The organism is Streptomyces sp. NEAU-YJ-81 (assembly GCF_017592595.1).
Taxonomy (GTDB): Bacteria; Actinomycetota; Actinomycetes; order Streptomycetales; family Streptomycetaceae; genus Streptomyces; species Streptomyces hygroscopicus_B.
Window position 1 is genome coordinate 232,003 of record NZ_JAGFNO010000004.1, and the last position, 25,608, is coordinate 257,610.

Here is a 25,608-nt window from a genome sequence, read left to right on the forward strand (position 1 = left end):
ACACGACACACTGTTACTTCCATCGGGATGCGGAACCGGCGGCGGCCGAGCCACCGGTGGCAAAACCCTCGCGGTGCGACGGTCGCGTTCTTGCGGGACGCTGGAGACAGGGGAGCGTGCCCGGGTAGTGCGACGGGCCGCGGGGTCGCGCCCGGCAGTGGCGCCGCACATCCGGGGTGACCTCCGCACCTAGTGAGGAAGGCGGGCCGTGATGAGCGCTTCGGATACGGACGCCATGAGGCGGAGCCAGGGCGAGCCGGCCCCACTCTCGGCGATCACGTTGAACGTCAACGATCAGGTGCGGCGTCTCGAGGTGGATCCGCGGACCTCGCTGCTCGACGCACTGCGCGAGCAGCTGCGCATGAGCGGGACCAAGAAGGGGTGTGATCACGGGCAGTGCGGTGCGTGCACGGTGCTGATCAACGGCCGGCGCGTCAACTCCTGTCTGACGCTCGCCGTCATGCATGAGGACGACGAGATCGTGACGATCGAAGGCCTGGGCGATCCCGACCACCTGGGTCCCATACAACGGGCCTTCGTCGAGCGTGACGGCTTCCAATGCGGCTACTGCACTCCCGGCCAGATCTGTTCGGCTGTCGGCATGCTCGCCGAGGTGGCGGCGGGTTGGCCCAGCCACGCCACCGCCGACGTGTCCGCGCCGCGGATCACCTTGACCGATGACGAGATCCGCGAGCGGATGAGCGGCAACATCTGCCGGTGCGCCGCCTATCCGAACATCGTCGCGGCCATCCGCGACAGCGCGGAGGGAGGCCCGGGATGAGGTCCTTCACCTATGAGCGGGCGACGGACACACAGGCCGCCGTCACCGCGGTGGCGCGATCCGGCGCGAAGTTCATCAGCGGCGGCACCAATCTGCTCGACCTGATGAAGCTCGACATCGAGGATCCGAGCCATCTGGTCGACATCAGCCGGCTTCCGCTGCGGGAAATCGAAGAGCTGCCGGACGGCGGACTGCGCATCGGCGCCCAGACGCGAAATTCCGATGTGGCCGCCGACGTCCGAGTGCGCACGCGCTATCCGGTGCTGTCGGAGGCGCTGGTATCGGGCGCCTCGGGCCAGTTGCGCAACAAGGCGTCCACCGGGGGAAATCTGTTGCAGCGCACGCGCTGTCCCTACTTCTACGACACGGCGGCGGGCTGTAACAAGCGGGACCCCGGATCCGGCTGCGCGGCGATCGGCGGGTTCAACCGGATACACGCGATCCTCGGCGCCAGCGACTCCTGCATCGCCACCCATCCCTCGGACATGGCCGTCGCGATGGCCGCTCTCGACGCGGAGATCGAGCTGCTCCGGGCCGACGGCTCGGTGCGCCGCGTCGCCATCACGGACTTCTACCGGCTGCCGGGCGATACCCCGAACATCGAGACCGTGCTGGCTCCCGATGAGATGATCACGGCCGTGGCGCTGCCCTCGCCCCCGACTGGACGGCAGATCTACCGCAAGGTGCGCGACCGGGCGTCGTACGAGTTCGCGCTGGTCTCGGTGGCCGCCATCGTCTCGGCCGATCAGGGAACGATCAGTGAGGCGCGCGTAGCGTTCGGCGGAGTGGCGCACAAGCCGTGGCGGTCCGTCGAGGCGGAGGACGCGCTGACGGGCCGTCCGGTCACGATGGCCACCTATCGCGACGCGGCCGAGGCGGCGATGCGCGACGCGGTCGGGCGGGGTGACAACGACTTCAAGATCGAGCTGGCCAAGCGCACGCTGTGCCGCACGCTGGCGCAAGCGGCCCAGGCGAGCTGAGGAGGCGAGATGATCGGGCAAGCCATGCAGCGTGTCGACGGCCCGCTGAAGGTCGCCGGCCGGGCCGCCTACGCCTACGAGCACTGGGAGGCCGGCCAACCGCTCTACGGGTTCATCGTCGGCGCGACGATCGGCAAGGGCCGCATCATCGGGATCGACACCGAGGACGCCGAAGGCGCACCTGGAGTGCGCATGGTGATGACGCATCTCAACGCCCCCGAGCAGGGCATCCGCGATGAGTCCATTCCGTTCGAATACTGGCGCGCCCAGCCGGTGCTGACCAGCCCGGACATCCACTACTACGGCGAGCCGGTGGCGCTGATCGTCGCCGAGACCTTCGAGCAGGCCCGGGCGGCGGCCGAGCTCATCGAGGTGGAGTACGCGGGCGGGCGGGGGCGGTTCGCCTTCGCCGAGCACGAAGGCGAGGCGTACGTCCCGAAAGCGGTCAACGCCGGACTGCCCACGGACACGTCAGTGGGCGATTTCGATGCCGGATTCGCCGGCGCGGCGGTCAAGGTCGACCAGCACTACACGACGCCGTATGGGTTCTCCATGCCCATCGAACCGAACGCGTGCCTGGTGGCACCGCGTGACGAGGACCTGATCGTCTACGTCAGCTCCCAGATCGTCGACGCGGCACAGGCATCGATCGCCAACACGCTGCGGATCGACCCGGCGCGGGTTCACGTGTTCGCCCCCTTCGTCGGCGGCGGGTTCGGATCCAAGCTGGGCATCCACGCCGAGACGATCCTGGCTGCGCTCGCCGCTCGCGAGCTGGACCACCCGGTCAAGGTCGCAATGACCCGGCAGCAGATCTTCCAGCTCGTCGGCATGCGCCCCACGTCGAGCCAGCGGGTCCGGCTGGGCGCGGAGCGCGACGGACGGCTGGCCGCGATCGCCCATGACGTCACCATGCACACCAACCCGGACGTGGAGTACGCCGAGCAGACCGCCGCCACCAGCCGCAGCCTCTATGCCGCGCCCCACCGGCTCACCAGTCACCGGCTCACTCCGCTCGACCTGCCGCGTGGGACGGACGTCCGCGCGCCGGGCGAGGAGCCCGGCCTGCTGGCGGTCGAGTCGGCGATGGACGAGCTGGCCGATACGCTCGGGATGGACCCGGTCGAGCTGCGGATCCGCAACGAGCCCACCCTCGACCCCGAGCGAGGCGTGCCGTACAGCGACCGGCATCTCGTCGAATGCCTGCGTGAAGGCGCGAGCCGGTTCGGCTGGGAGCACCGCCCCGCCACTCCTTCGAGCAGGCGCGAGGGACGGTGGCTGGTCGGCTTCGGGATGGCCGTGGCCATCCGGGTGCATCTCCAGGGGTCGGCCGCGGCGCGGGTGCGGTTGGAGGCGGATGGCACCGCCGTCGTCCAGACGGACATGACCGACATCGGCACCGGCACGTACACCATCCTCACTCAGGTCGCGGCCGGTGGGCTCGGCCTGCCGCCCGACCGGGTGCGCATTGAGCTCGGGCGTTCCGACTTCCCCACCAGCTGGGGGTCCGGTGGCTCGTGGGGCGCCGCCAACTCCAGCACCGCGGTGCACCGGGCGTGCACGACGCTGCGCGAGAAACTGCTGGCCGAGGCGCACGACGACGCGCGCTCCGCGCTGCGGGGCCTGGACCCGGCGGACGCCGTGTTCTCCGACGGCGACGTCCGCATCGGTGGCGCGTCGGAGCCGCTGAGCGAGATGGTCGCACGCAACCACCCCGGCGGTGTGGAGGCAGAGGGCGAGACCCGCTTCATGGGCGATGAGCCCAACTACACCAACTACTCGATCCACACCTACGGAGCCCATTTCGCCGAAGTGGGCGTCGACGCGGACACCGCCGAGATCCGTCTGCGGCGGATGCTCGGCGTGTTCTCCGTGGGCCGCCTGCTCAACCCGAAGACGGCCCGCTCACAACTGATCGGCGGCATGATCTGGGGTGCCGGCGCCGCCCTCGAGGAAGAGGCCGTCGTCGACCCACGCTCCGGCGCCTTCGTCAACCGGGACCTCGCGCAATACCTGGTGCCCGTCAACGCCGACATCCCCGACGTCGACGCCGTCGTCCTGGACGGATACGACGACAAGGCCAACATCCTCGGCGCGAAGGGCATCGGTGAGCTGGGCATCTGCGGATCCGGTGCGGCGGTGGCGAACGCGGTGTTCAACGCCACCGGTGTGCGTGTCCGCGACTTCCCCATCACGCTGGAGAAGCTGTTGCCCGGGCTACCGCCCATGGACGCCTGAACACGCGACGGCCGTGCCGATTAGTGTGTGACATCGCGAAGGTCACCGACCGGCCCGGAGCTGCCATGCCACCGCAGATGAAGCTGTCCGCGATAACACTCGACTGCGCCGACCCCCTAGTACTGGCAGCGTTCTATCAGCAGGCCACCGGCCTCGAAACGCATCCGAAGTCCAACGCCGACTTTGCCGGTCTCAGCCGTGAGGACGGACTCTTCATCGGTTTCCAGCGGGTCGACGAATACCAGCCTCCCCGCTGGCCCGACCAAACCGTTCCCCAGCAGTTCCACCTTGACTTCGACGTCGACGACCTGGACAAGGCCGAGGCTTGGCTACTGGATTTGGGTGCGGGCAAGCCGGATTACCAACCGAATGAAGATGGCTGGCGGGTCCTCACCGATCCGGCTGGGCATCCCTTCTGCGTGGTGGCCAGAGGCTGATCTTGCTCCCAGAGGCTGCGCAGCCTGGGGATCGGTGACCGCAGCGGCCGCCTCGGCGACGGCGTCATGTGCCGGAGCCGCCCACGGCCGGTCGCTGGAGGCGGTCGACCAGTGCGGCCATGCTCCGCGCGGTCCTGAAGTTGTCCATCTGGAGATCCGCGCCGCGTACGGCGATGCCGTACGTCCGCTCCAGGTGCACCACCAGCTCCATGGCGAAGAGCGAGGACAGCCCGCCGGAGCCGAAGACGTCCATGTCGGCCAGCCAGGTTTTCCCGGTACGCAGTTCGAGAAACCGCAGTAGTTCCGTCTCGATGTCGCCGGGGTCGCCCAGGGGCTCCGGAACCGCACGGTCCGATGACATGGCCATGCCCATTTCTCCCTCGTACTCGTAGAAGCGCCTTCGATCCGCCCCGGGGCCTCGTCGTCCGGCCGGCGCCGGTCGAGGTCGACCGGCGACACCGCCATCCCGTGCCCTGTCGCCTGCGCTCATTCCTCCGAGCGGCTCACCTCGGAGCTCTCGGGCCGCGGTGGGACCAGATCGCCCGAGGGTTCCGTGTAGAACTGCTGCGCCCACTGCCGGTACCGGCCGATCGGACCGTCGCCCTTGGCCAGCCGGGGGCGCGCGACGTGCTCCTGGTGGTGCCACATCAGCAGGTCCGCGCCGGTGTCGACGCTGCCCACCCGTTGCAGGATTTCGCTGAGCAGCCGGGCCAGGGGCATCACCGCCGGGCGCCCCAGCCAGTCCGGCACCCCCGGGAGTCCGTTCAGCTCCAGCTTCGTGCCGAAGCGGACCTGCATCCGCCCCGGGGCGGTCGGGGTCGCGTGGAGCATCACATAGAGGCTTCCCGCGCCCGCGGGCAGGACCGTCCGCGCCGCGATGGTGGCCAGTCCGATCACCGTGAGCGTGTAGGACTGGTGGAACCCTCGCATCATCGTGTTGCGGGCGGTCGCGGTGACCGTGCTGACCGGTTTCCCCGTCACCGGCAGGCCCTCGATGTCGACCTCCTCCAGACCGTGCAGGGCCGGCAGATGCCCCCAGTCGAAGGCGTTCTCGATGACGTCCTGCGGATGACCGGCGATGTCGAACGTGCCGCGGCTGAACGGCTGCCGGTCGTCCATCGGGAAGAGCGGGACGTCCCACTGCGGGGGCATGCCGAGGGCGTGCCACCATACGTAGACCGAGCCGTTGGCCTCGCACACCGGGTACTGCGTGAGCGACGCCTTCGGCGGCGGCTGGTCGTAGCCCGTGCGCACACAGGCACCGGACGGGTCGAACGCGAACCGGTGGAAGGGGCAGACGATGTCCTCGCCCTCGACCGATCCGCCGACGCCGAGATGGGCTCCGAGGTGCGGGCACTGGGGCCGGACCGCCCGCAGCACGCCCTTGGCCGTCCGGTAGAGGACGACCTCGGCGCCCGCGAGCCGTCGGGTGGTGAGGGACCCGGCCCGCAGTTCGTCGCTGAAGGCCAGGCAGAACCACCCGTTCGGGTAGGGCCGCGAGGGAGCGTGCAGGGTGTCGGCCGGCTCCGCGGCGTGCAGGCTGATCTCCCGGGAGCCGAGCAACTGCTTCACCAGGGGCTTGAGGTGAGGCCTCATGGGATCACTTCCCGTGCTTCACCGGGCAGGCGGCGGCGCCCGGCTGGGTGGACGGCTGGACGGAGGCGGACAGCGGTGCGGCGGCGTCGTGTTCCGCGCCCTCGGTGCCGGAGGACCGCCGCTCGGTGAGCCGCAGGCGCAGTCCCCGTGAGCTCAGACTGGTCTCCACCTTGGGCTGGAACGGCTGGTCGCCGACCGGGGACAGCTCCCAGCGGTCGACGATGGCGGTCAGCGCCAGGATGGCCTCGGTGAGGGCGAACTGGTCCCCGATGCACTTGCGGGCACCGGCGCCGAACGGGATGTAGGTGGCCCGGTCGGGCTGGGCGTCGAGCCAGCGGTCCGGGTCGAACCGGTCGGGCTCATCGTAGAGATCGGCTCGGCGGTGCAGAAGGTAGGGGCTGAGCACGATGGTGCTGCCGCCCTTGAACCGCACGCCGCCCAGTTCGGCGTCCTCCCGGACGACACGGGTCATCATCCAGGCCGGCGGATACAGCCGCAGCGTCTCGGTCACCACCCGGGAGGCCAGGCCGAGCGAGGGCAGATGCGCCGGGTCGAGCTTCCCGCCCGCCAGGACCCGGTCGGTCTCGGCCTTCAGACGGTGCTGGACGTCCGGGTTCGTCGCGAGCAGGTGCAGCGCCCAGGCCAGGGTGATGGCCGTGGTCTCCATGCCGCCGAGGAAGAACGTGAGGGCCTCGTCGGCGAGTTCGGCGTCGTTCAGCTGCCGACGGCCGTTCTCGCTCTCCTCGTCGACCGCGGCGACCAGCGTGGAGAGCAGATCGGCGTGGTCGGTCGGATCGGCCCGCCGCTCGGCGATGATCTCCGCGATGGTGGCGGCCAGCCGGGTGCGGGCGTCGTCGTAGCGCCGCTTCTGCCGGGTCGGCAGCCGCCGCAGCAGGGCAGGCGTCATCATCCGGCGGAAGAACGCGCTCACGATCACCGCGGTGTCGGCCAGGCACCGCCGCATGGTCTCCGCCGGCAGCGCGCCGCTGAACATCGTCTCCATGGTGGCCCGCGTCGTGAGCGTCATCATCTCCTGGGTGACGTCGAGGACGTCGCCGTCCCGCCAGGAGCCCGCCTTGGCCGTAGCCGCCCGCGCGAACACCGCGCCGTACCCGGCGAGGCGGGTCGGGTGGAACGAGGGCTGGCACAGTCGGCGCTGCCGCCGATGCAGGGGATAGGCGCAGGTGGACAGGCCGTCGCCGATCACCTCGCGGATCCGGTCGTAGATCGGGCCACCCTTGTCGAAGGTCCGGTCGTTCAGGAACACCTGCCGGGTCAGGTCGGGATCGCAGATCATCACGGCGGAACTCGGGCCGAGCCGGACGCGGACCATCTCGCGGTATCCGGACAGCGACATGATGAACGCCAGCGGATCACGGAGCAGCGGCAGCGCGTGGCCCAGCAGCGGCCACGCCCGCGGGGCGAGCGGCACCGACCCGGCGGAGGCCGTACTCGTGTCTGTCATGGGGAACCTCACTTCTTCGTTGAGTGGCCGTCCGGCACCGCGGTGACGGGATCGCGGGTGATCTCCAGCAGCGCGGTGGTCCAGCGGAAGCCGAGCCCGAAACTCACGACGAGGACCCGTTCTCCGGCCCGCAGCGTGCCGGAGCGGAACTCCCGGTCGAGCGCGAGCAGGACGTCGCACGGTCCGCAGTGGCCGAGGTGCCGGCCGAAGGTCCAGCTCGTGTCGGCGGCCCGCAGGCCCAGCGGCGCACCGCCGAGCAGCAGGTCGAGCACCTCCGCCCCGATCGCGATGGGCACCACACGCGCGATGCCCTCCGGCCGGACGCCGGTCTCCTCGAGGACGGTCTCGACACAGCGGCGCGTGGACTGCCGCAGCGCGTCGATGTACGGCATGAATCCGGTCTCCTCGACGAGGAGCGGCCGGCCGCTGCCGTCGGCCGCCGTCCGGGCCCGGGTCAGCACCTCCAGCTGCGGCTGCGCGGCCTGGTCGGTCGCCAGCAGCCGCGCGAAGCCCGTCCCCCGGGTGAGGACGGCGGCGGCGCCGGAGTCACCGGCCAGATGCCCCATCTCCGAGACATGGCCCCACCGCTCGGGCCGGAACCGGACACCGGCGGTCACCAGCGCGGCCTTCGCGGCCGGTTTGGCGGTGAGGTGTTCGGCCGCGGTGACCAGCGCGGCTCCCCCGCCGTCGCTGGCGGCGCCCAGTTCGATCGCGTTGGTGTCCGGCCCGCCGAGCACCCGCAGCAGATAGGCCGAGGGCGCGTAGTGGTCCTCGTCCTGGAAGTTGGCGTGCACCAGCAGGCTCAGGTCGGCGCCCGTGACGTCCGCGTGGCGCAGTGCTCTCAGACCGGCGCGGGCGGCCATCTGCGACGGCGTGCTGTCCGTGGAGACGGCGGCCGAGGTGAATCCGTTGAGCGCGACCAGGGAGGGCGGCCCGCTGTCCACCGGCTTGTCCCACGGCTCGTGTTTCTGCCGGATCGGCGGTATCCACGCACCGGTCCCGGCGATCGTGATGTCCTGCCACAACACTGCTGTCTCCTCGGCTGTCACGAATCGGCTGTCAGGAACGGACCGGTCGTGGCGCGTCGCCGCGGGGCCGGACGAGTTCTCCGCTGTGGTCCAGGGCGTGTGCGCTGACCCCGGATATCCGGGCCAGCACCTGACCGTCACCGGTCAGCGCGGTCAGCTCCCCGGTGGCGAAGTCGCAGTGCAGCCGGATGACCGGATGCAGCGCGCTGAGCCGGCAGTCGTCGCCCGGTCCGCCCAGGTCGACCTCGTCGAGGCCGGCCATCGGCCCGACCAGCGGTGGAAGGTCACCGCGCGGCGGCAGCAGCAACAGGTGCACCATCGCGTCCAGCAGGATCGCCGGTACGGTCATCCCGGCCAGGACCGGAGCCCAGGCGGCGTGGTCCAGACGGAACCTCGCGCTGTTGCCGTCCGGCCCACGGGCGTAGTCACCGGTGCCGGCGAACGGTCCGGTCAGCGAGATCGGCGGATCCGGGGAGTACACCGGCATCGCGAAATCGGGTTCGGGTTCGTGGCCCGAGAAGTCGGGCGGTCCGGAGAGCGCCGGGAAGCGGTCCGCGAGCAACACCCGCGTCTCGCACAGCAGGTCGTTGAAGCGCAGTACCTTGCCGTTCTTGCCGATCCGGTGTGCCGTGATCCTGACGGCCACCTCGGCGCGGTCGCCCGCACGGCTCACGACCCGGGCCTCCACCGCGACGGTGCGCATCGGCCCGGCGAGCCGGACCGTGATCGACGACCGGCAGACGAGACCGCGGAACCCGGTGACCCGCAGTCCAGGACAGAGGGTCGCAGCCGCCGCGGCCGCCGCCTCCAGGGTGAACGTGCCCGCGAGCGTGTACTCACCGTTGACCTGGTGATGACGCATCCACCGGCCGTCCCGCTCGGCGAGGGTGCCCGGATTCCAGGTCTTGGTGAACACGGCCCAGTCATCGCCCCGGTACAGCACGCCGTCGAGCAGCGGTGTGATCAGCTCCGGGTCCGGCGGGGCCGGAGCCGGCGCGTCCGGGGCCTCGGTCCGCGGCTCGGCGCGGGAGCCGTGGGTGCTGATGCCCCGCCGGGCCAGCAGGACGCGTTCCTCCTCCCGGATGAAGAACGCCACTCCGCCCACCGGCGGCCGGGTCACCGCGGACCGGAACTGCGCGCGTCCCTGCGCGGTGCTGATGTAGGCGTCCATCTTGTTGCGTTTGAGGGTCTCCCGCATGGTGACGCTGCTGGCGACGCCGACTTCGCGCCAGCCGCTCCACAGGACCGCGATCTCGTAACGGCCCGCCGGCCCGTGGCGCTGTGCCCTGGCGCTCGCGTACGCGAGGTACTCGTTGACGGCGCAGTAGTCGATGTCGCCGGGCGCGGGGGCGAGCGTCGCCAGAGTGCTGAAGTTGCACCAGATCCGGGGCGCGCGTCCGGCCAGGGCCCGCTTCAGGTTGCGGTAGCCGGTCGCCTTGGTGGCCCGCACGGCCCGGAAGTCCGTGAGGGTTTTGGCATGCAGCGCACGCGAGCGCAGGTCGAGGACGGTGTTGATGAGCAGGTCGATCCGTCCGTGCCGGTCGAGGATCTCGCCGAGGACGGCGGTGGTGCGTTCGGCGTCGAGGACGTCGCATACGCGGTGGTGGACCCGGTCCGGGCCGCACAGCTCCGCCAGCCGTCGCACCGTACGGCGCACCTCCAGGCGCGCCTCGGCCTTCTCGTAGGCGACGCGCAGCTCGCGCAGGGAGGCGTCGGGACGCCGTCGGCGCTCGGCGGCGATGAACTCGGCCTGCGATGGCAGCGAGTCGTCGGTGTCCGGCAGCGGGGTGCGGCCGATGACGTACACATAGGGCCGGTCGGTGCCGTGGGCCACCTCGTGCAGCAGCTCGGGAGTGATCCCCCGGGCGCCGCCGAAGGCGACCACGACCGCGCCGGAGGGCAGCGGGACGCCGTCGGACGGGGAGACGGGGTCGTCGGCCACGGCCAGGGCGAACCAGTCGTCCCCGCGGCAGGCCAGCGTGTGGGTCGGCACCTGGGCGGCGCCCGCCCGCGCCAACTGGTCCAGAGCGGTCGCCGCGTCCACCGCGTCGCTGATCAGGGTCAGTCCGCCGCACTGCGGCACCTCGGCCCGCACGGAGCGGACGAGACCGGTGAACAGCCCGCTCAGCGGGGGCGGCAGATCGTCCGGCACCTCTCCGAGCAGCAGCGCGGCGAGCGAGCCGCCGGAGCGCAGCGCGGGCAGTGCCGCCTGGAGCGTGGTGAAGGCGAGGTCCTGGAGGCCCTCCATCCGGGCGGCCTCGGCCTCCTCGCACCCGTCGTCGTCGATGGGCAGCCGGGACAGCACGCGGATGTGGCGCGGGACGAACGGCAGGCCGGTCAGCGCGCCGGGCGCGTCCTCGGGCGGGACATGGGCGGTGCCCGCGACGCCCGGCCGCGGTGACCAGACGACGGTGTCCGGGCCGGTGACCGCGGCGGCGAGGTCCGGGGCGTCGGTGATGACGACGGTGCCCGGCGGGATCGACGGCGTGGCGGGCGCGGCCTGCGGCGGGGCGATCGGCACGAGCCGGAAGGTCTGACGGCGGCCGGTGAACTCCTCGGCGTGTTCCGCACCGGCCGGTTCCGACCCGGCGTGCTCCGACTGGAGGGGTGCTGGGTCGGCGTGCGCGGATCCGGTGTTCGCGGATCCGGTGTGCTCCGCCCCGGCGCGTTCCGGGTTGGCTTGCTCCCGTTGGGCCTGTTCCGGGCCGGTGAGCGCGTCCCGCTTCCCCGTCTCCCACCGGTCCGCTGCGGGATCGTCGTCCCGCGGGCCCGCGGGCGGGGTGAACCGGATCAGCGGCGAACCGGTGGCGGCGGGCCGGACCACGGTGTCCGTCTCCGTGACGACGGCCTTGAGAACCGTGAGCAGGGCGTCCAGGGAGAGATAGGTGTGTCCGGTGCCGGCCAGCACGGGAAGGGCGTGCGAGGGCGTGACCGGGTGCCGGGGGTCGGCGACGGCGACCTCTGCGGAGAGCGTGCCCAGGACGGGAAGTCCGTGCTCCAGCGCGGTCGAGCGCCGGGTGACCGCCAGGACCGCGGCGCCTTCCGCGATGGACCGACCCTCCGGCACCAAGTGGGCGAGGTGCCGGTCCCAGCCACTGATCGGCCGCAGGCACACGGCGCCGACGAGGGCGAGGTCGCAGGCCCGGTGCCGGAGTTGACGCAGGGCCAGGTCGACGGCTGTGTGCGCGGAGTCCCGCTGGGAGTAGACGCTGGTCCCCAGGCCCTGGAAGTCGTAGTAGTTGGCGGCCCGGCCCGACAGGATGCAGGAGACCGCGCCGGTGAAGTCGTCCTCGTTCAGATCGCCGGGGATCACTCCCTTGGCCTCTGCCATGCCCTTCGCGAGGTATTCCTTGAGTACCTCCGCCTGCGCCGGGTCGGGCAGCAGGTCGAACGCGGTGGCGCACTCGGCGGCGTGCACCCGCAGCGCCGCCTGGGTGTTGTGCGTGGTCGGCAGGGTCGAGCCAATCACGATCGCCGTGGTGGGCCGCAGGCTCGTGCCCGGCTCGCCGAGCTGCTCCAGCAGCGGGCCGAGCGCCTCAAGCACCATCAGGTGGGCGGCGTCCATGTGGCGCATCGTCAGCGGCGGGATGCGCACGTCACGTGGGGAGGGCAGGGGGTACGGCGTGCCGAAATCGGGCTCCGGGAGTGGCCCGTCGCCGCGGAGCCAGGCGGGCACCTGATCGGGCTCCATGCCGGGAAGGTGGGTGTTCCAGCCCACGACGACCAGGTCCTCCCTGTCGTCGCGTACGTCGACGCCCCGCCTCCGCGCGGGGACGGACCGTGGCACGTGGTCGGACAGGACCACGTGCGCGTCCGCCCCGCCGAGGCCGAACGACGACACCCCGACGACACGTGGTCGCGCCCCGTCGGCCGGCCAGGGGGCGTCCTTGACCGGCACGGTCAGCCGCTCGCCGTCGCCCAGCAACGGATGCGGATCGGTGACCACGGGCTGGCCGGGCACCGCTCCGCGTTCGAGGGCGACCAGCGCGTGTGCGACCGAGACCAGGCCCGCCAGTACCCCGGTATGCCCGAAGACCTGCTTGTTCGACGTCAGCAGACAGGTCCGCTCGCCCGGTCCGAGCCGGGACAGCAACGAACGGAGTTCGATCTCGTCGCCGACCGGCGTTCCGGTGCCATGCGCCACGACCCAGTCCACGTCGTCGGCCTCGACGCCCGCGTCGGCCCAGGCACGGGCGATCGCCAGCTCCTGCCCACGCGTGGCCGGGGCGTGGATGCCCTTGCCCCGCCCGTCGGCGGCGAGTCCGGTGCCCCGGATGACGCCGAGCACCCGGTCGCCGTCCGCGACGGCCCGCGCGTACGGCTTCAGGACGAGCGCGACGGCGCCCTCGCCGATCAGGGTCCCGTCGGCCGCCCGGTCGAAGGGCCGTACCCGGCCGCTCATCGAGATGCCCTGGGCCCGGCAGAACAGCGTGAACCCGATCGGCTCGATCACCGAGGTGCCACCGGCCAGCGCCACGTCGCAGGAACCCTCGCGCAGCGCCTTGACCGCCGCGTCCAGGGCGAACAGCCCGCTGGCACAGGCCGCGTCGAGGGTCAGGTGCTGTGTGTCACCGGGGATCAGCCCGCGCAACGCGTTGCGGACGACGGACGCGGGCAGGTAGGACTGCGGGTCGCCGCCGTCACCGCCGTAGTGCGCGCTGATCGCGTGGTCGGCAAGCTCCGCCAGCCAGTCGCCGTCCCGGTCGGCGGGGATCGCCTCGCGCACCATGCGCCGGTACTCGTCGCCGAGGACGATGCCCTGGGGGCCGAGCCCGGTCTGGTCGTGGATGCCGGTGGTCGCGGTGAGCCAGCGGTCGGTCGGACGCCGGTGCACCCCCGTCAGCGCCTGGACGGCACAGTGCCGCAGCCAGCGGGTGGTCCGCGGCCAGCCGGGGTGTCCGACGTTCCCGTCCGGTTCGGCGATCGACGCGGGGTCCGGCACGAAGTCGTGGAGGTATCCGGCCTCGCGGACGTAGAAGGCGTCGGTCTCCTCGCGGGTGGGAGCCCAGAAGTGCTTCAGGTCGAAGGCGGATGGCTCGCTGGAGAGCAGGACGCCCTCCCGCAGCCGGTCCCAGAACTCCGCCGTGTTGTTGGCCCCGGGCAGTGCCAGGCCGAGTCCGACGACCGCGACGGCACCGGGATCCGCCTCCGCCGACCGGTCCGGCACCTCGTCCGACACCGGGGTCACCACTGGCCGGGGTGCTGGTGGCGGTGCGGGTACCGGTGCGGTCGCGGATGGCACGGGGGCGGGTGCGGTCGCTGACGGTGCGGACGCTGACGGTGCGGGGACCGGTGCGGACGCAGACGGCGCGGTCGCGGATGGTGCGGGGACCGGTGCCGGGCGGACCGGCTCCGGTCGTCCGGGTGCGGGCGGGCTCGCCTCTCGTCCGGGTGCGGGCGGGCCCGCCTCGGACGCTGTCGGCACCGACGCCGACAGGACCGGGCGGCGGGCGGGCTTGCTCACCTGGTCGGCCAGCCTGCTGTGCAGTCGCAGGCCCTGCATCCCGCCGATGCTGATACCCCCGTCGGCGACGAGGGTCTGCCCGGTGATGAAACCGGCGTCCTCGTGGAGAAGGTGCACGATCAACCGGGCCGCCTCCGGCGTCGAGAGGGTGCGGTTCATCAGTTCGTCGGCCGCATCCGCGCCGCCGACCGTCGCCGGGCCGTCGAGGTTCACGACGATCTCGCTGGCAACGGAGCCCAGCAGCACGGTATTGACCCGGATGCCCTGGCCGACCAGTTCCAGCGCGAGATAGCGGACCAGCGACTCCAGGGCCGCCTTGGTGACACCACCGGGACCGTAGCCCGGAACCGGCTGGTGCGCCCCGACGCTGGAGAGGCAGAGGATGCTCGCGCCCTCGCGTCCCGTCATCAGCTCGGCTGCCCGGCGCGAACAGTGGTAGGCCGCCATCACGTTGGTGGACCACGCCCGCTGCCAGTAGGTGTCGTCGATGTCGAACAGGGGCAGGAACGCCCCACCCGCGGCGTTGTTGATCAGGATGTCCAGGCCACCGTGGCGCTCCTGGACCAGGTCGAACATCCGGTCGATCTCGCTGGTCTTGGCCACGGAGGCCCGGATGAACTCGCAGCTGTGGCCGGCCTGTTCCAGTTCCTCCTGGAGCAGCTTCGCCTGGTCGACCGAGTGGAAGTAGTTCACGATCACATGGGCGCCGCCCCGCGCCAAGCGGCGCACGATGTCCGCGCCGAGGCTCTTCGCGGCGCCCGTTACGAGGGCGATCTTGCCCCGCAGGCTGTCGTCCGTCACCCGGCGGCCTCCGCCCGGCCCTGTACGACGCCCTCCGCGATCCGACGCAGCGTACCGGCGGTCAGCAGCGAGGTGTTCGACTTCAGATCGGGCAGGTCGTACCGCTCGGAGACCCGGCCGAGCAGGGTGACCTGCTTGAGCGACTCCACGCCCAGCTCGGACTCCAGACCGTCGTCCTCGCCGAGCAGGTCCGGCGGGTAGCCCAGGAAGTCACCGTAGAGCGTGCGCAGCTCGGCCAGCACCGTTTCGTAGTCCAGCCCGGCAGACGGCGGGGCGACCGCGTCCACCGGAGCGGGCGGCGTGACAGGAGCGGCTGGAGCATGGGCGGTGACCGGAGCGGGCGGAGCGTAGGAGACGACCGGAGCGGCCGGGGCGGGCGGGGCGGGCGGAGCGTAGGAGACGGCCGGGGCGGGCGGAGCGGCGGAGATGACCGGAGCGGGCGGAGCGGCGGGCTCCGCGTAGTACGCCGGGGCGGCGGGCACGGCCACGGAGACCCGGGCCGGCGCCTCGGCGACGGCGACCGCCGAGGGCGGACCGGCCGGTTCGGGCGCGCTCACCCGCGCGGAGGGCAGGAGCCTGTCGCTCGGCCGTACCGGGGGGCGCGAGTAGAACGGGCCGATCGCCGAGGAGTCCTCGGCCAACGCCCGGACGGCTCCGACCGGATCGCTCTCGCTGAGCGGTACGACACACCGCACACCCGGGATCGATGCCTCGACGAACTTGGTGACGACGGGCCACTCCCCGCACTCGACGAAGACGTCGGCACCCGCCGCGTGCAGCTCGCGGACCGTGTGCAGCATCCGGACCCGGGCGGTGAGCGCGCCGGCGACCAGGTCGACTGGGTCGTCGTCGCCGACGTCCCGCCCCAGCCAGGGGGAGCGCACCCGCCAGCGTCCGGAACCGTACGCGGCCCTCGGCGCGGTCGCCCGGAGATCCCGCGCGGCCTGCGCCATCGCCGGAGTGTGCGTCGGGTGCGGGACGTCCAGGGGAAGGCTCGGCCAGCCGAGCGCGTCGGCGACCCGCTCCACATGCCGGATCAGTTCCTCGGGCCCGCTGATGACGCTCTGTCGAGGGGCGTTCTCGCAGGCCAGTACCAGGTGGGGATGGTCGATCAGCCCGGCGAGCGACTCCGCCCGCCGACCGTCCACGCCGACCGCGAGCATCTTCCCCCGCCAGCTCTGCCGGGTCAGCGCCTGGGACCGGGCGACGGCCAGGCGCGCGGCGTCCTCCACCGGCAGGTGGCCCGCGGCGGCGAGGGCCCACAGCTCCCCGATGCTCTGTCCGACGATCGCGATGGGTTCGACGCCTTCGGCGACCAGCATGTGGTGCGTCGCGAGGCTGACGGCGAAGATTTCCAGATACTGGACCTCGGGACCGCGCCGGTCGCTCGTGCCGTTGTCCTCGATCAGCCTGGTGCTGATGTCGGGTAGCCCCAGGCCCCCGGCTGCCTTGTCGATGCGGGACAGTGCGTCACGGACGGTCTCGTAACGGTCGTGGAGGTCGCGAAGGACGCCCCCGCGCGGAGCGGCCACAGTTCCGGGCATGACGAAGACAGCATCCACCTGTGCATCACCCTCATTTCGGTCCCGGCCTCCGGCGAGGCCTCATCCGCCGACCGGGCTCCAAAACGCCATGACGGCGCGACAAAACCCGCGGCAATACGTTCGCTTACTGCGCTATACCGGAGTGGTGGGTCCAGCGAAATGGACCCCGGGCAGAAATTTGTTTCCCTGCGCATTTCGCGTCGTACGGGGCCCGCATTTACGGTATCCGGGCCTCTTCCGGAGCGGCAATGATGTTCAGGCAACTAGTTTCAGCCTAAATCGATCATGCATTTCAATTTGGCCAATCGCACGTAGGCGCCCTTGTCGCCGCGCGAGGTCGCATGCTAGTCCCGGCTGTCCCGCCGCAAGAGCGGTCACCTCATGGTCGTTTCATCACGATTTACTTCCGGGCATTCGCGCACGATTCAACCGCACAGAGGGTCTACTTTGACGATCCGACGTGACCGGGACCGGTCGCACGGCCAGGGCCGGTCCCGTACCGTGGCCCGCCCGCTCCGGTCCGTCCGTCACGTTCACCATTTCGTTATTCGGCCAATCAGCCGACACATGAGGCGGGGTCATGTTTATCGGCGACACCGCCGGACGACCAACGGAACGGCGCCTCTTCGACGGCGGCCCGCGGACCATGACCGTGCCGCCGCGATGACCGGATTCCGGCGGCAGAGACAAGCCGATGTCCGGCAGGCCGGGGGAACGGTCGTCGAGACCGGTGATTCGCCACGGCGTTCCGGCAGGTGAGCACGCCGACCAAGGGACGGAGCGACCACACCCGCGTCGGTTTCCGCACCCTCCTCGGCCGCGGGCGGGCGCGCACGGCGGTCCCGCCCGCGGGCCGCGCCGACATCTGCTGCCGCCCGGCTCTTGCCCTCGTCTCTCAGCAGCGGTAATTCCGTGAGGTGACGCCGTTCTCGTCGCGTCCGGCTGATCCGGACGATCCGCGGTCCGCGGTCCGCGGGCCGCCGTCCGCATGAAGCCGAGGAGGCGTCCATCGTCGACACCGCCGACTGGCGTGGGGGCAGAGGGAGACCTTATGGATCAAGGACTCGCGGCCTTCTTCGCCAGCATGGCGGCCCTTCTCGGTGCCCTCATCGGCGGCGGTTTCTCGGCGCGCGCGGCGCGGATCGGCGGCGAGAAGACCGTGGAGGCCGCGCGCCAACAGGTGAAGGACCAGGCGCAGGCGGAGTCGGAGCGATGGCTCCTGCAGGCTCGGCATGACGCCTATCAGGTCATCTTGGGGGCCATCGACGCGTACGCGGACGCGCTCATCCTGCCTACGACAGAAGCAGAAGCCGCAGAGACAGCGAAACAACGGTTCCGCTCGGCTGAATTACGAGTCAAGGTAGTAGGTCCCGAGACGGTCCGAAACGCCGCCCACGAATTGTCACTTACCTTTATCAGCGTGCAACGTGTCCTCGACGACGGGCAGCCGATCGAGTCCTGGATGGCGAGTCGGATCGAGGAACGTCACAGCGCGTTCGTCAACGCCGTAACCGCGGTGTACGCGTGGGAGCCCGAGACCGCGCACGACGTTCCATGAGGGGATCGGCAACCGCTCAGCGGGATGTGCGAGCCTCCGCATCAGGCGGCCCGCCCTTGGGCTTGGGCGGTACGCAGAACCATGCGAGACCCGCGGCGGCCAGATACGCGAGTGCGCCGATGGCCATGCTGGTGCGCAGCCCCTCGCCGTAGTCGGCGGCCGTGGCCAGCAGGGTGCCACCGAGCGCCACGCCGATGGCGCTTCCGAGCTGGCGGGTGGTGTTGAACAAGGCGGAGGCGGTCCCTGAGTACGCCGGGGGCGCGGCGCTCATGATCGTGGAGGCGGAACCGGTGAGTGCGAAGGAGGTGCCGAATCCCGCCGCCATCATCGGGGCCACCAGCAGCGGGTAGCCGGGGTCGACTCCCGCCGCGACCCAGCCGGCCAGCCCCAGGCCCGCCAGAAGCATGCCGGTGAACACCAGCGGACGGTCGCCGGTCGTGCGGGCCAGTCGCCCGGACAGAACGGAGGCGAACATGGTCATCGCCACCGCGGGGAACAGCGCCAGGCCGGTGACGAGGGCGCTGTAGCCGCGCTGGTGCTGGAAGTCCAGGCTGGCGGTGAACACCATGCCGTAGAAGCCGAAATTGAACAGCAGGCCGATGACGGCTCCGCCGCCCAGCGCACGCGAGCGCAGCAGGCTCGGCGGAACGGCGGGCGAGCGGGCCAGCCGCTCGCGCACCAGGAACGCCATCGCGGCCAGTACGGACAGGCCCACCCCGGCGAGGACGGCCGGATCGGACCAGCCACGCCGGCCGGCCTCGTTGAGCGCGGCGGTCAGCAAGGCCACTGCCGCCACCACCGCGCACTGCGCCGGCCAGTCCAGAGCCCGGGCGGTGAGCCGGTCGGAGGGTGCCACGTGGCGCAGCGTCAGCACCAGGCAGGCGACGCCGACGGGCAGGTTGATGAGGAACACCCACCGCCAGCCCACGGTGGAGACCAGCAGCCCGCCCAGCAGCGGCCCTGCCGAGGCCGCGATGCCCGCGATGGAGCCCCATACCCCGAAGGCCCGCGAGCGGGCGGCCGGAGCCGGGTATGCCTGCTGGAGAAGGGCCAGCGAGCCGGGCACGATCAATGCCGCGCCGAGGCCCTCCACCGCCCGGGCGGCGATCAGGACGGGGGCACTCGGCGCGAATGCGCACGCGGCCGAGGACACGGTGAACACCACTACGCCGGTGCAGAAGATCCGGCGGTTTCCCAGCCTGTCCCCCAGCGCACCGCCGCTCAACAGAAACCCGGCGAAGACCAAGGTGTACCCGTCGGTGATCCACTGGATGCCGGTGAGCGAAGCCGACAGCTCCGGGCCGATCACCGGCACGGCCACGTTGATGACCGTCACGTCCAGGATCACCATGAAGTACCCGGCACACACGGCCAGCAGCGGGACCCAGTACCGCATGCCGGACACGGGGCCGGACGCAGGAGAGGACGCGGGCTCGCCGCCACCGGCCGACTCCGCGAACGCCACGTCCGACTCCGTCCCGCTCGCGAAGGCTCTACAACAAAAGGCACCATAAGGGATGAATGGGGTGCGCAGCGGGAATCAGCGGCCCGGATCACGCCGTGGATACTGGACACGTGGCCCACCCTCGCGAAGATCCGCGGTCCCTCCCCACCGAACTGCGGCCCTACCTGGAGGAACTCGTCCGGCGCACCCGCACGGTGTGCGGACCCCATCTGGTGAGTGTCGTCACGGTCGGTTCCCTCGCGCTGCGGGACTATCGGCACGGGCGCAGCGACGTCGATGTGACGGTTGCCGTGGAGCCGTCACTGCCCGGACCGGCCCTGCACGACCTGGCCGAGGCCCTCGCCCACCCCCAGCTGCCCTGTCCGGCGGCGGGCCTGGAACTGGTGGTCTACGGAACGGATTTCCTCAGCCGCCCCTCCGGTGCGGCCGGGTACCTTCTGGACCTCAACACCGGCCCGCTGCTGCCGAACCGGGCCAGCTTCGACGCGGCGCGGTCGCCGGCGTTCTGGTACGTCATCGACCGCTCCGTCGCCCACCAGACCGGGCTCTCGCTGTTCGGCCGCCCCGCACGGGAGGTGATCGCCGCGCCGGAGCGACCGGACCTGCTCACTGCGATCCGCGCTTCTGTCCATGAGCACAGCGACGGCGAGGGTCACCTCGCGGACAACCGTGTGCTCAACGGCTGCCGCTCGGTGGTGTTCTGCCGTACGGGTCGCTGGATGGCCAAGCGCGGGGCGGCGCGGGAAGTCGCCCTGGCCGAGGAGGACTTCCGGCCGCTCATCGAGGCCGCGGTGCGCAGCTTCGAGCGCCCCCGCTCCTCCGCGATCCCCCTGCCCGCCGCCGAGGTGCGAGCCCTCCTGACCTGGGTACGCGAACGGGTCGATCAGACCGCCCGGGCGACCGGCGCCTGAGTGGGGAGGCCAGGCGAAAGGCCCCATCGGCAGAACGGCCCTCGCCAACAGCAGAGTCGGCTCAGGGGCGCAACAGGATGCGGATCGGGTTGCCCTCCCGGTCACGCAGTCGGCGGATGGCCTCGTTCACTTCCTCCAGTGGCAGAACCGCGCTGACCGACCCGGAGATGTCCAGACGGCCCCGGGCGGTCAGCTCGACCAGGTCCTCCAGGTGCTCCATGCGATACCCGGTGTGCCCGATCACGGTGTGGCGGTTGCGCACGAAGTGGAGTTCGGGGCCCACGGACAGAGGGTCGGGAGAGATGCCGACGAGCACCAGGCGACCCCGATGGCCGAGGGCACGCTCTGCCTGGGTGAAGGAGGGCGCACGGCCGACGCAGTCGAAGGCGACGTCCAGGCCCTTGCCCGCCGTGATCTCCTTCAGCCTGGCCCGGGTGTCCTCGTCCGTCGGGTCGAGCGCGAAGTCGGCGCCCAGGGCGAGGGCGCGCTCGCGCGCGGCGGGCAGGGGGTCGAGGGCGACGATCGGGGAGGCGCCGCAGATGCGGGTCAGCTGCACGAGGTGGGTGCCCAGGCCCCCCAGCCCCCAGATGCCCACGGATTCGGCGGACCGCAGCTGGGCGGTGTCGATGGCGCCGTACGGGGTGGACACGGCGTCGGCGAGCACGGCGGCGTGTTCCAGGGGTACGGAGTCGGGCACGGCGATGAGCGTGGTGGCGTCGGTCAGTACGTACTCGGCCCAGGCCCCGTCGTAGTGGAAGGCCATGACCTGGAGGTCCTCACAGGTGTTCGTGCCACCGCCGAACCGGCAGGCGGGACACGTGCCGCACGCCTTGCCCGCGCCCAGGACCACCCGGTCGCCCGCCTTCCAGTGCGCGGCGCCGTCGCCGACCGCCGCCACCACGCCCGACGCCTCGTGCCCCGGGGTGACCACCGGCAGCCGGGGCGCGATATGGCCGTCGAGCTGGCTCAGGTCCGACTGGCAGATGCCGCACGCGGCCACCTTGACCACGACCTCGCCCGCTCCCGGCCGGGGCACGGGCACATCCTCAACCGTGAGCGTGCCCGCTGCCGTGTCGAACCGCGCCGCGCGCATCGTGGCCGGGAGTGCGTCCGCCACGGCGTCTGCCGTTGAGTGCGCGCCGGAGCGTATCGGTCCTGCGTTCAAGGTCATCCGTGCTTCCTTTCAGGTGCTTCGCCGGGTGGAGCGGCCGGTCACCGCGCCGGTACGGGACGGCGAGTGATCATGATGCCGCACGCAGTCTGCCGTATGCGGCGCATCCGCCGGCCAGCCCCTGAGACCCCGTCACCGATGCGCGTCGCGCAGCAGAGTGTCAACGGTGCGGTCGACGAACGTGGTGAGTTCCTGCGCGTCCTGGCGCCCGAAAGTGGAGGTCCACAGGGCGAAGCGGCCGAAGAGGGCGGACCACAGGAGGATCGCGGTCTGCTCGGCACCATCCGGCCAGCTCAGTCCTTCCTCTTCACATGCGTGGATGGCGTCCAGCCACTGCCGCCACAGCAGGCGGGCCGGGTGGGTCTGGCCGGGCTCGCCGAAGCTGGACGAGTTATGACCGAACATCAGGCGGATGACACCGCGCTCGGTGCGGGCGAAGGTGCAGAAGGCGTTCGCCTGGGCGCGGAGGCGTTCGCCCGCATCGGCTCCATGGTCGGCCGCCTGGGCGTCGGCGTCGCGCATGGCCGCGACGACACGTTGGTAGCCGTCCTCGGCCACGGCGCGGGCGAGCTGGTCCTTGTCGGCGAAGTGCAGATACATGCTCTGAGCGGCGATGCCGACTTCGCGTGCGACCTCCCGGAGGGACACCGGCAGCGGGTTTCCGGTGAGCTTCTGGTCGAGGAGCCGTGCCACGGCGGCCAGAATCTCCGCGCGGAGCCGGTCCCCCTGGCCGCGGGGATTGCGCCTGCGGGTGGTGTCGGTGGCGGTGTCCTCGTTCATGCACCTCATTCTGCGATACCTCGACGGCCAGTCCTTCCGTCGTCAGGGGCCCGCCCGGCTCACCAGGTGACCGGAAGGGAGTTGAGGCCATAGACGATGGAGTTCTTCTTGAACGGCAGCTCATCCTGGGCGATGGCGAGCCGCAGCCCGGGGATGCGTTCGAAGAGCCGCGGCCAGGCGACCTGCATCTCCACCCGCGCCAGGTTCTGGCCCAGGCACTGGTGGGAGCCGAATCCGAACGCCACGTGGCGACGGGCGTTGCGCGCGATGTCGAGCGTGTCCGCGGGACACTCGCCCTCGTTGGCGCCGAAGGCGCGGGGGTCCCGGTTTCCCGCGATCAGCGAGACGATGATCCCCTCGCCCTTGCGGACAAGCTGCCCGCCCACCTCGACGTCTTCAAGGGCCACACGCCGCGGATCGGTGGAGACGATGCTCCAGTAGCGCAGCATCTCCTCCGCGGCGCTCGGGGCCAACTCGGGGTGGGCCCGCAGCCGGTCGCGCTGGTCAGGGTTGACCAGGAGCGCCACCGTGCCCAGGCTCAGCATGTTGGCGGTGGTCTCGTGCCCGGCGCCGACCAGGATCCCGACCAGGACGGGCATCATCTCGGGCGCGAACCCGTCCGGGCCGGTGTGGTGGGCCAGCAGCCGGCTGATCATGTCGTCCGAGGGCTCACGGCGTTTGCGCTCGACGAGGTCCTCGTAGTACGCGAACGCCTCCCGCTGTGTACGGGCGCGCTCCTCGTGGCTGACGTCCAGGTCCGTCCCGGCGTTGGCGTGCCGCTCGAAGAGGTGGTGGTCCTCGTAAGGGACGCCGAGGATGAGGCAGATGGCCCGGGAGGGCAGGGGCAGCGCGAAGTCCCGGATGAAGTCGGCCGGGCCACCCTTGGCGAGCATGGCGTCGATCAACTCGTCCGTGATCCGCAGCAGATTCTCGCGCATCGCCTGTGTGCGCTTGACGCTGAACTCCTTGGTGAGCATCTGCCGCAGCCGGGCGTGCTCAGGGTCGTCCAGCCGCAGGAACAGACCGCCCTCGTGTTCGGGCTGGTTGGAGTGGACCAGCGGGAAGTCGGGGTTGCGCACATCGGCGCTGAAGGACGGGCTGGAGAGGACGGCACGGATGTCCGCGTGCCGGGTGGCCAGCCAATGTGTGGAGCCGTCCCAGATGGTGACCTTGTGGAGACCGCCGGCTTCCCGGAACGCGGTGTGCCGCGGAGGTGCGCTGAACGGGCAGGCGCGCGGGGCGGGGAAGAACGGTGCTTCCTCGGTGGAAGCGGTCTCGGATGCGGTGGTCGTCATCTCGCCTTCCTTGCTGAGGAGTTGATGACAGCCTGACACGCTTCACCTTACGAGTGTCAGGCTGAGCGAGGCAAGGACTGTCCGACCGTCAGGACATGGCCACCGAGAGGCCGACCGCGTGTGCACCTCCTGCGGTGACCGCGGCCACCGCGCCAGCTCAACGGCGGCCTCCACGTGGCAATCACACGGATGTACCATCCAGCACCAACGTGGTGTGCGCCCAGATGAGGGAGCTTGTAGTGGATACTCCTGCCGATAACACCAGCCTGAAATCCCAGTACGCGGCTCAGGTTGCCGCCGATCTGGAACGCAACTCCGCCGAACACGAGCGTCTCAGCTCCGAAATCGCCTCACTGCAACAGCAGTTGGCGGTGCTGGAAGGCAACCGGACGCTTCTGCTCAGCATGCGCGAGACTCTTGGTGACGACGCCGCCTGTGGCGCACCGGAGAACGGTGGCGTCAGCGGCCCTGAGGATGATTCGTCCGCGACACGGGAATCCGCGGCGCTGCCTGCCACGCGCAAGCCCCGGAAGAAGGCCGACGCGACCAGCGGAAAGCGGAAGGGCGCGGAGTCAGCCGACAGCCGCCCGAGCCGCAAGCCGGTGCGCGAAGCGGGCGCGCCCACGCTCCGGGAGCTCGTGCGCGATGACCTCACCCAGCACGGCGAGCCCCGCTCCGCAGCCGAGATCACCGCCACTCTCACCCAGGCTCTTCCGGAACGCGACATCAAGCCCACGGTCGTCCGCAGCACCCTCGAATCACTCGTCGCCAAGGGCCAAGCACACCGCACCAAGCAGCAGAAGTCCGTCTTCTACTCGCCTGCCACCCCGGACGCGGACACCGGTGCGGCCGAGCCCAGCGAGGCACGCGCTTCCTGAGAGACCACGGGCGACGAGGCAAGCTGTGCCGCTGCCCGCTCGGCACTCACGCACGCGTGCCACGTTCCGCACTCACGAGCGCGTGTGTCACGTTCAGCGCGGTTGACGGGCGCGGCGGCGCTCCCGGAGCAGCACCCGAGCGGTGGTCGACAGCGGAGGACGGGCGGGGGCGCGGAGCACGCCGGGACCCTTGGCGGCGGCTGCCGTGGCCGTGAGCTGCTCGATCTCGATCATGGCGCGGAACAGCGGGCGGCCCTCGGGCGGCGCGAGGCCGACCAGGCTCCGGCTGGTGGACAGGGACTGGCGAGCCTGGCCGAGCAGGTGCGCCAGCAGGCTCCGGGTTCCGGCGGTGTCCCGGGCGTTCTCCAGGTCGACGCGGGTGACACCGTGTGCGTCGAGGGTCTCCCGCACCAGATTCAGGCGCCCGTCGGCGAGGTCTTCGGACAGGTCGTTGACGAAGTCCAGGCGCTGACTGCCGTCGATGTACACGCGGCATGCCTCGCGGTAGCCCACCGCGGTGTCCTCCCCTGCGATCAGGCCCGCGATCAGCATGAACGCCGGTAGCGCATACGTGTCGACATAACGCTGGTAGTCCGCTTCGGTGGCGAATCCGGTGAACTCCAGCTCCAGTGGGGCCGCGTCGAGGAAGTCCTCGACCCGGTCGCGCAGCCCGGGGTGCGCGGAGACGGTGTGCAGCAGCGGCCGTACGGCGGCATGCTCGCTTTCGCCACCGGCCAGGCCGTCACGCACCTGTTTCGCCCATTCCGCGAAGGCCCCGGCACGCTCCTCGGCGGGGCCGCTGTCCAGGAGTGTGTCGGTGCGATGCATGAAGGCGGTCGCGGCGATCAGATGCGGGAGCAACGGCGGGGGCAGCAGCAGGCGCGCGGCGAGGTAGGAGCTGCGCCGGTAGCCCGCCACCAGTTTCCGCTGGTGCGTATAGTCCTCCCGTAGCCGGGGGTCACTGATCCCCGCGGCATCCAGCGCCTTGCCCCACAGGCTCATGCCCGACCCTCCCGATGTGCTCAAGTCTCCTGGCGGCCGTCCGCGGACTCCGGCAGGCCCCGACCCCGGCCACCAGAACGCTCCCCCGTACGGCCACCCGGTGGCACTCCGCACCGGCGTGTGAATGCGCCGTACCCGCGTGCCGCCGTCCGCGGTAGAGGCTACCGCCGGCATCCCGCACCACCAGGCAGACACGGGGCACGCCCCGGCCTCC

The 25,608-nt window shown here is 71.1% G+C and carries 18 protein-coding genes; 7 read left to right on the forward strand and 11 right to left on the reverse strand.

The features are described from left to right. Window positions 1-211: 211 nt before the first annotated feature. From J5X86_RS12260 to J5X86_RS12275, 4 genes are all read left to right on the forward strand, one after another. Window positions 212-781, forward strand: coding sequence for a 2Fe-2S iron-sulfur cluster-binding protein (locus tag J5X86_RS12260; protein ID WP_208517011.1), 570 nt, complete (start codon window positions 212-214; stop codon window positions 779-781). Continuing rightward, complete coding sequence (locus J5X86_RS12265; RefSeq protein ID WP_208516771.1) at window positions 778-1,761, forward strand: xanthine dehydrogenase family protein subunit M; 984 nt, start codon at window positions 778-780, stop codon at window positions 1,759-1,761. The genes J5X86_RS12260 and J5X86_RS12265 overlap by 4 nt, the downstream gene beginning before the upstream one ends. A 9-nt stretch (window positions 1,762-1,770) precedes the next feature. Continuing rightward, entirely contained in the window at window positions 1,771-3,999 is a 2,229-nt protein-coding gene (locus J5X86_RS12270; protein ID WP_208516772.1) for a xanthine dehydrogenase family protein molybdopterin-binding subunit, read from the forward strand. 65 nt (window positions 4,000-4,064) lie between these two features. Continuing rightward, window positions 4,065-4,436: a VOC family protein gene (locus J5X86_RS12275; protein ID WP_208516773.1), complete on the forward strand. Its 372-nt coding sequence runs from the start codon at window positions 4,065-4,067 to the stop codon at window positions 4,434-4,436. Window positions 4,437-4,500: 64 nt separating this feature from the next. On the opposite strand, the gene J5X86_RS12280 is transcribed toward J5X86_RS12275, so the two are convergent. The 6 genes from J5X86_RS12280 to J5X86_RS12305 all read right to left on the reverse strand — a co-directional run bounded on the left by J5X86_RS12280 (window position 4,501) and on the right by J5X86_RS12305 (window position 16,334). Then, window positions 4,501-4,809, reverse strand: a complete 309-nt coding sequence (locus J5X86_RS12280; RefSeq protein WP_208516774.1) for an acyl carrier protein — start codon at window positions 4,807-4,809, stop codon at window positions 4,501-4,503. 113 nt (window positions 4,810-4,922) lie between these two features. Next, entirely contained in the window at window positions 4,923-6,032 is a 1,110-nt protein-coding gene (locus J5X86_RS12285; protein ID WP_208516775.1) for an aromatic ring-hydroxylating dioxygenase subunit alpha, read from the reverse strand. Between the two features lie 4 nt (window positions 6,033-6,036). Then, entirely contained in the window at window positions 6,037-7,497 is a 1,461-nt protein-coding gene (locus J5X86_RS12290) for a cytochrome P450 (protein WP_208516776.1), read from the reverse strand. A gap of 8 nt (window positions 7,498-7,505) precedes the next feature. Next, window positions 7,506-8,546 (reverse strand): 3-oxoacyl-[acyl-carrier-protein] synthase III C-terminal domain-containing protein, encoded by a 1,041-nt coding sequence (locus J5X86_RS52455; RefSeq protein WP_208516777.1) that lies wholly within the window; start codon window positions 8,544-8,546, stop codon window positions 7,506-7,508. Window positions 8,547-8,556: 10 nt separating this feature from the next. After that, window positions 8,557-14,790, reverse strand: a complete 6,234-nt coding sequence (locus tag J5X86_RS12300; protein ID WP_208516778.1) for an SDR family oxidoreductase — start codon at window positions 14,788-14,790, stop codon at window positions 8,557-8,559. Continuing rightward, window positions 14,787-16,334 (reverse strand): acyltransferase domain-containing protein, encoded by a 1,548-nt coding sequence (locus J5X86_RS12305; protein WP_208516779.1) that lies wholly within the window; start codon window positions 16,332-16,334, stop codon window positions 14,787-14,789. Before J5X86_RS12305 ends, J5X86_RS12300 begins: the two co-directional genes overlap by 4 nt. A 1,051-nt stretch (window positions 16,335-17,385) precedes the next feature. On the opposite strand from J5X86_RS12305, the gene J5X86_RS12310 reads away from it, so the two are divergent. Continuing rightward, window positions 17,386-17,892 (forward strand): hypothetical protein, encoded by a 507-nt coding sequence (locus tag J5X86_RS12310; RefSeq protein WP_208516780.1) that lies wholly within the window; start codon window positions 17,386-17,388, stop codon window positions 17,890-17,892. A 16-nt stretch (window positions 17,893-17,908) separates the two neighbouring features. Here the strand turns inward: J5X86_RS12310 and J5X86_RS12315 are convergent, their stop codons facing one another. Further along, complete coding sequence (locus J5X86_RS12315) at window positions 17,909-19,357, reverse strand: MFS transporter (protein ID WP_208516781.1); 1,449 nt, start codon at window positions 19,355-19,357, stop codon at window positions 17,909-17,911. A gap of 110 nt (window positions 19,358-19,467) precedes the next feature. Here J5X86_RS12315 and J5X86_RS12320 point away from each other — a divergent pair, with 110 nt between their 5' ends. Beyond that, window positions 19,468-20,268 carry an aminoglycoside adenylyltransferase domain-containing protein gene (locus J5X86_RS12320; RefSeq protein ID WP_308124520.1) on the forward strand — a complete coding sequence of 267 codons (801 nt, stop codon included), beginning with the start codon at window positions 19,468-19,470 and terminating at the stop codon, window positions 20,266-20,268. A 61-nt stretch (window positions 20,269-20,329) separates the two neighbouring features. Here the strand turns inward: J5X86_RS12320 and J5X86_RS12325 are convergent, their stop codons facing one another. The 3 genes from J5X86_RS12325 to J5X86_RS12335 all read right to left on the reverse strand — a co-directional run bounded on the left by J5X86_RS12325 (window position 20,330) and on the right by J5X86_RS12335 (window position 23,514). Next, a complete protein-coding gene (locus tag J5X86_RS12325; RefSeq protein ID WP_208516783.1) occupies window positions 20,330-21,439 on the reverse strand; it encodes a zinc-binding dehydrogenase in 1,110 nt (369 codons plus the stop codon). Window positions 21,440-21,571: 132 nt separating this feature from the next. Further along, on the reverse strand, window positions 21,572-22,219 hold the full coding sequence (locus J5X86_RS12330) for a TetR/AcrR family transcriptional regulator (protein WP_237298400.1): 648 nt from the start codon (window positions 22,217-22,219) through the stop codon (window positions 21,572-21,574). A 59-nt stretch (window positions 22,220-22,278) separates the two neighbouring features. Further along, window positions 22,279-23,514 (reverse strand): cytochrome P450, encoded by a 1,236-nt coding sequence (locus J5X86_RS12335; RefSeq protein ID WP_208516784.1) that lies wholly within the window; start codon window positions 23,512-23,514, stop codon window positions 22,279-22,281. Window positions 23,515-23,753: 239 nt separating this feature from the next. Between J5X86_RS12335 and J5X86_RS12340 the strand changes: the two genes are divergently transcribed. Next, window positions 23,754-24,392, forward strand: a complete 639-nt coding sequence (locus tag J5X86_RS12340; RefSeq protein ID WP_308124521.1) for a hypothetical protein — start codon at window positions 23,754-23,756, stop codon at window positions 24,390-24,392. 93 nt (window positions 24,393-24,485) lie between these two features. On the opposite strand, the gene J5X86_RS12345 is transcribed toward J5X86_RS12340, so the two are convergent. Further along, window positions 24,486-25,418, reverse strand: a complete 933-nt coding sequence (locus tag J5X86_RS12345) for a squalene/phytoene synthase family protein (protein ID WP_308124522.1) — start codon at window positions 25,416-25,418, stop codon at window positions 24,486-24,488. Window positions 25,419-25,608 lie beyond the last annotated feature (190 nt).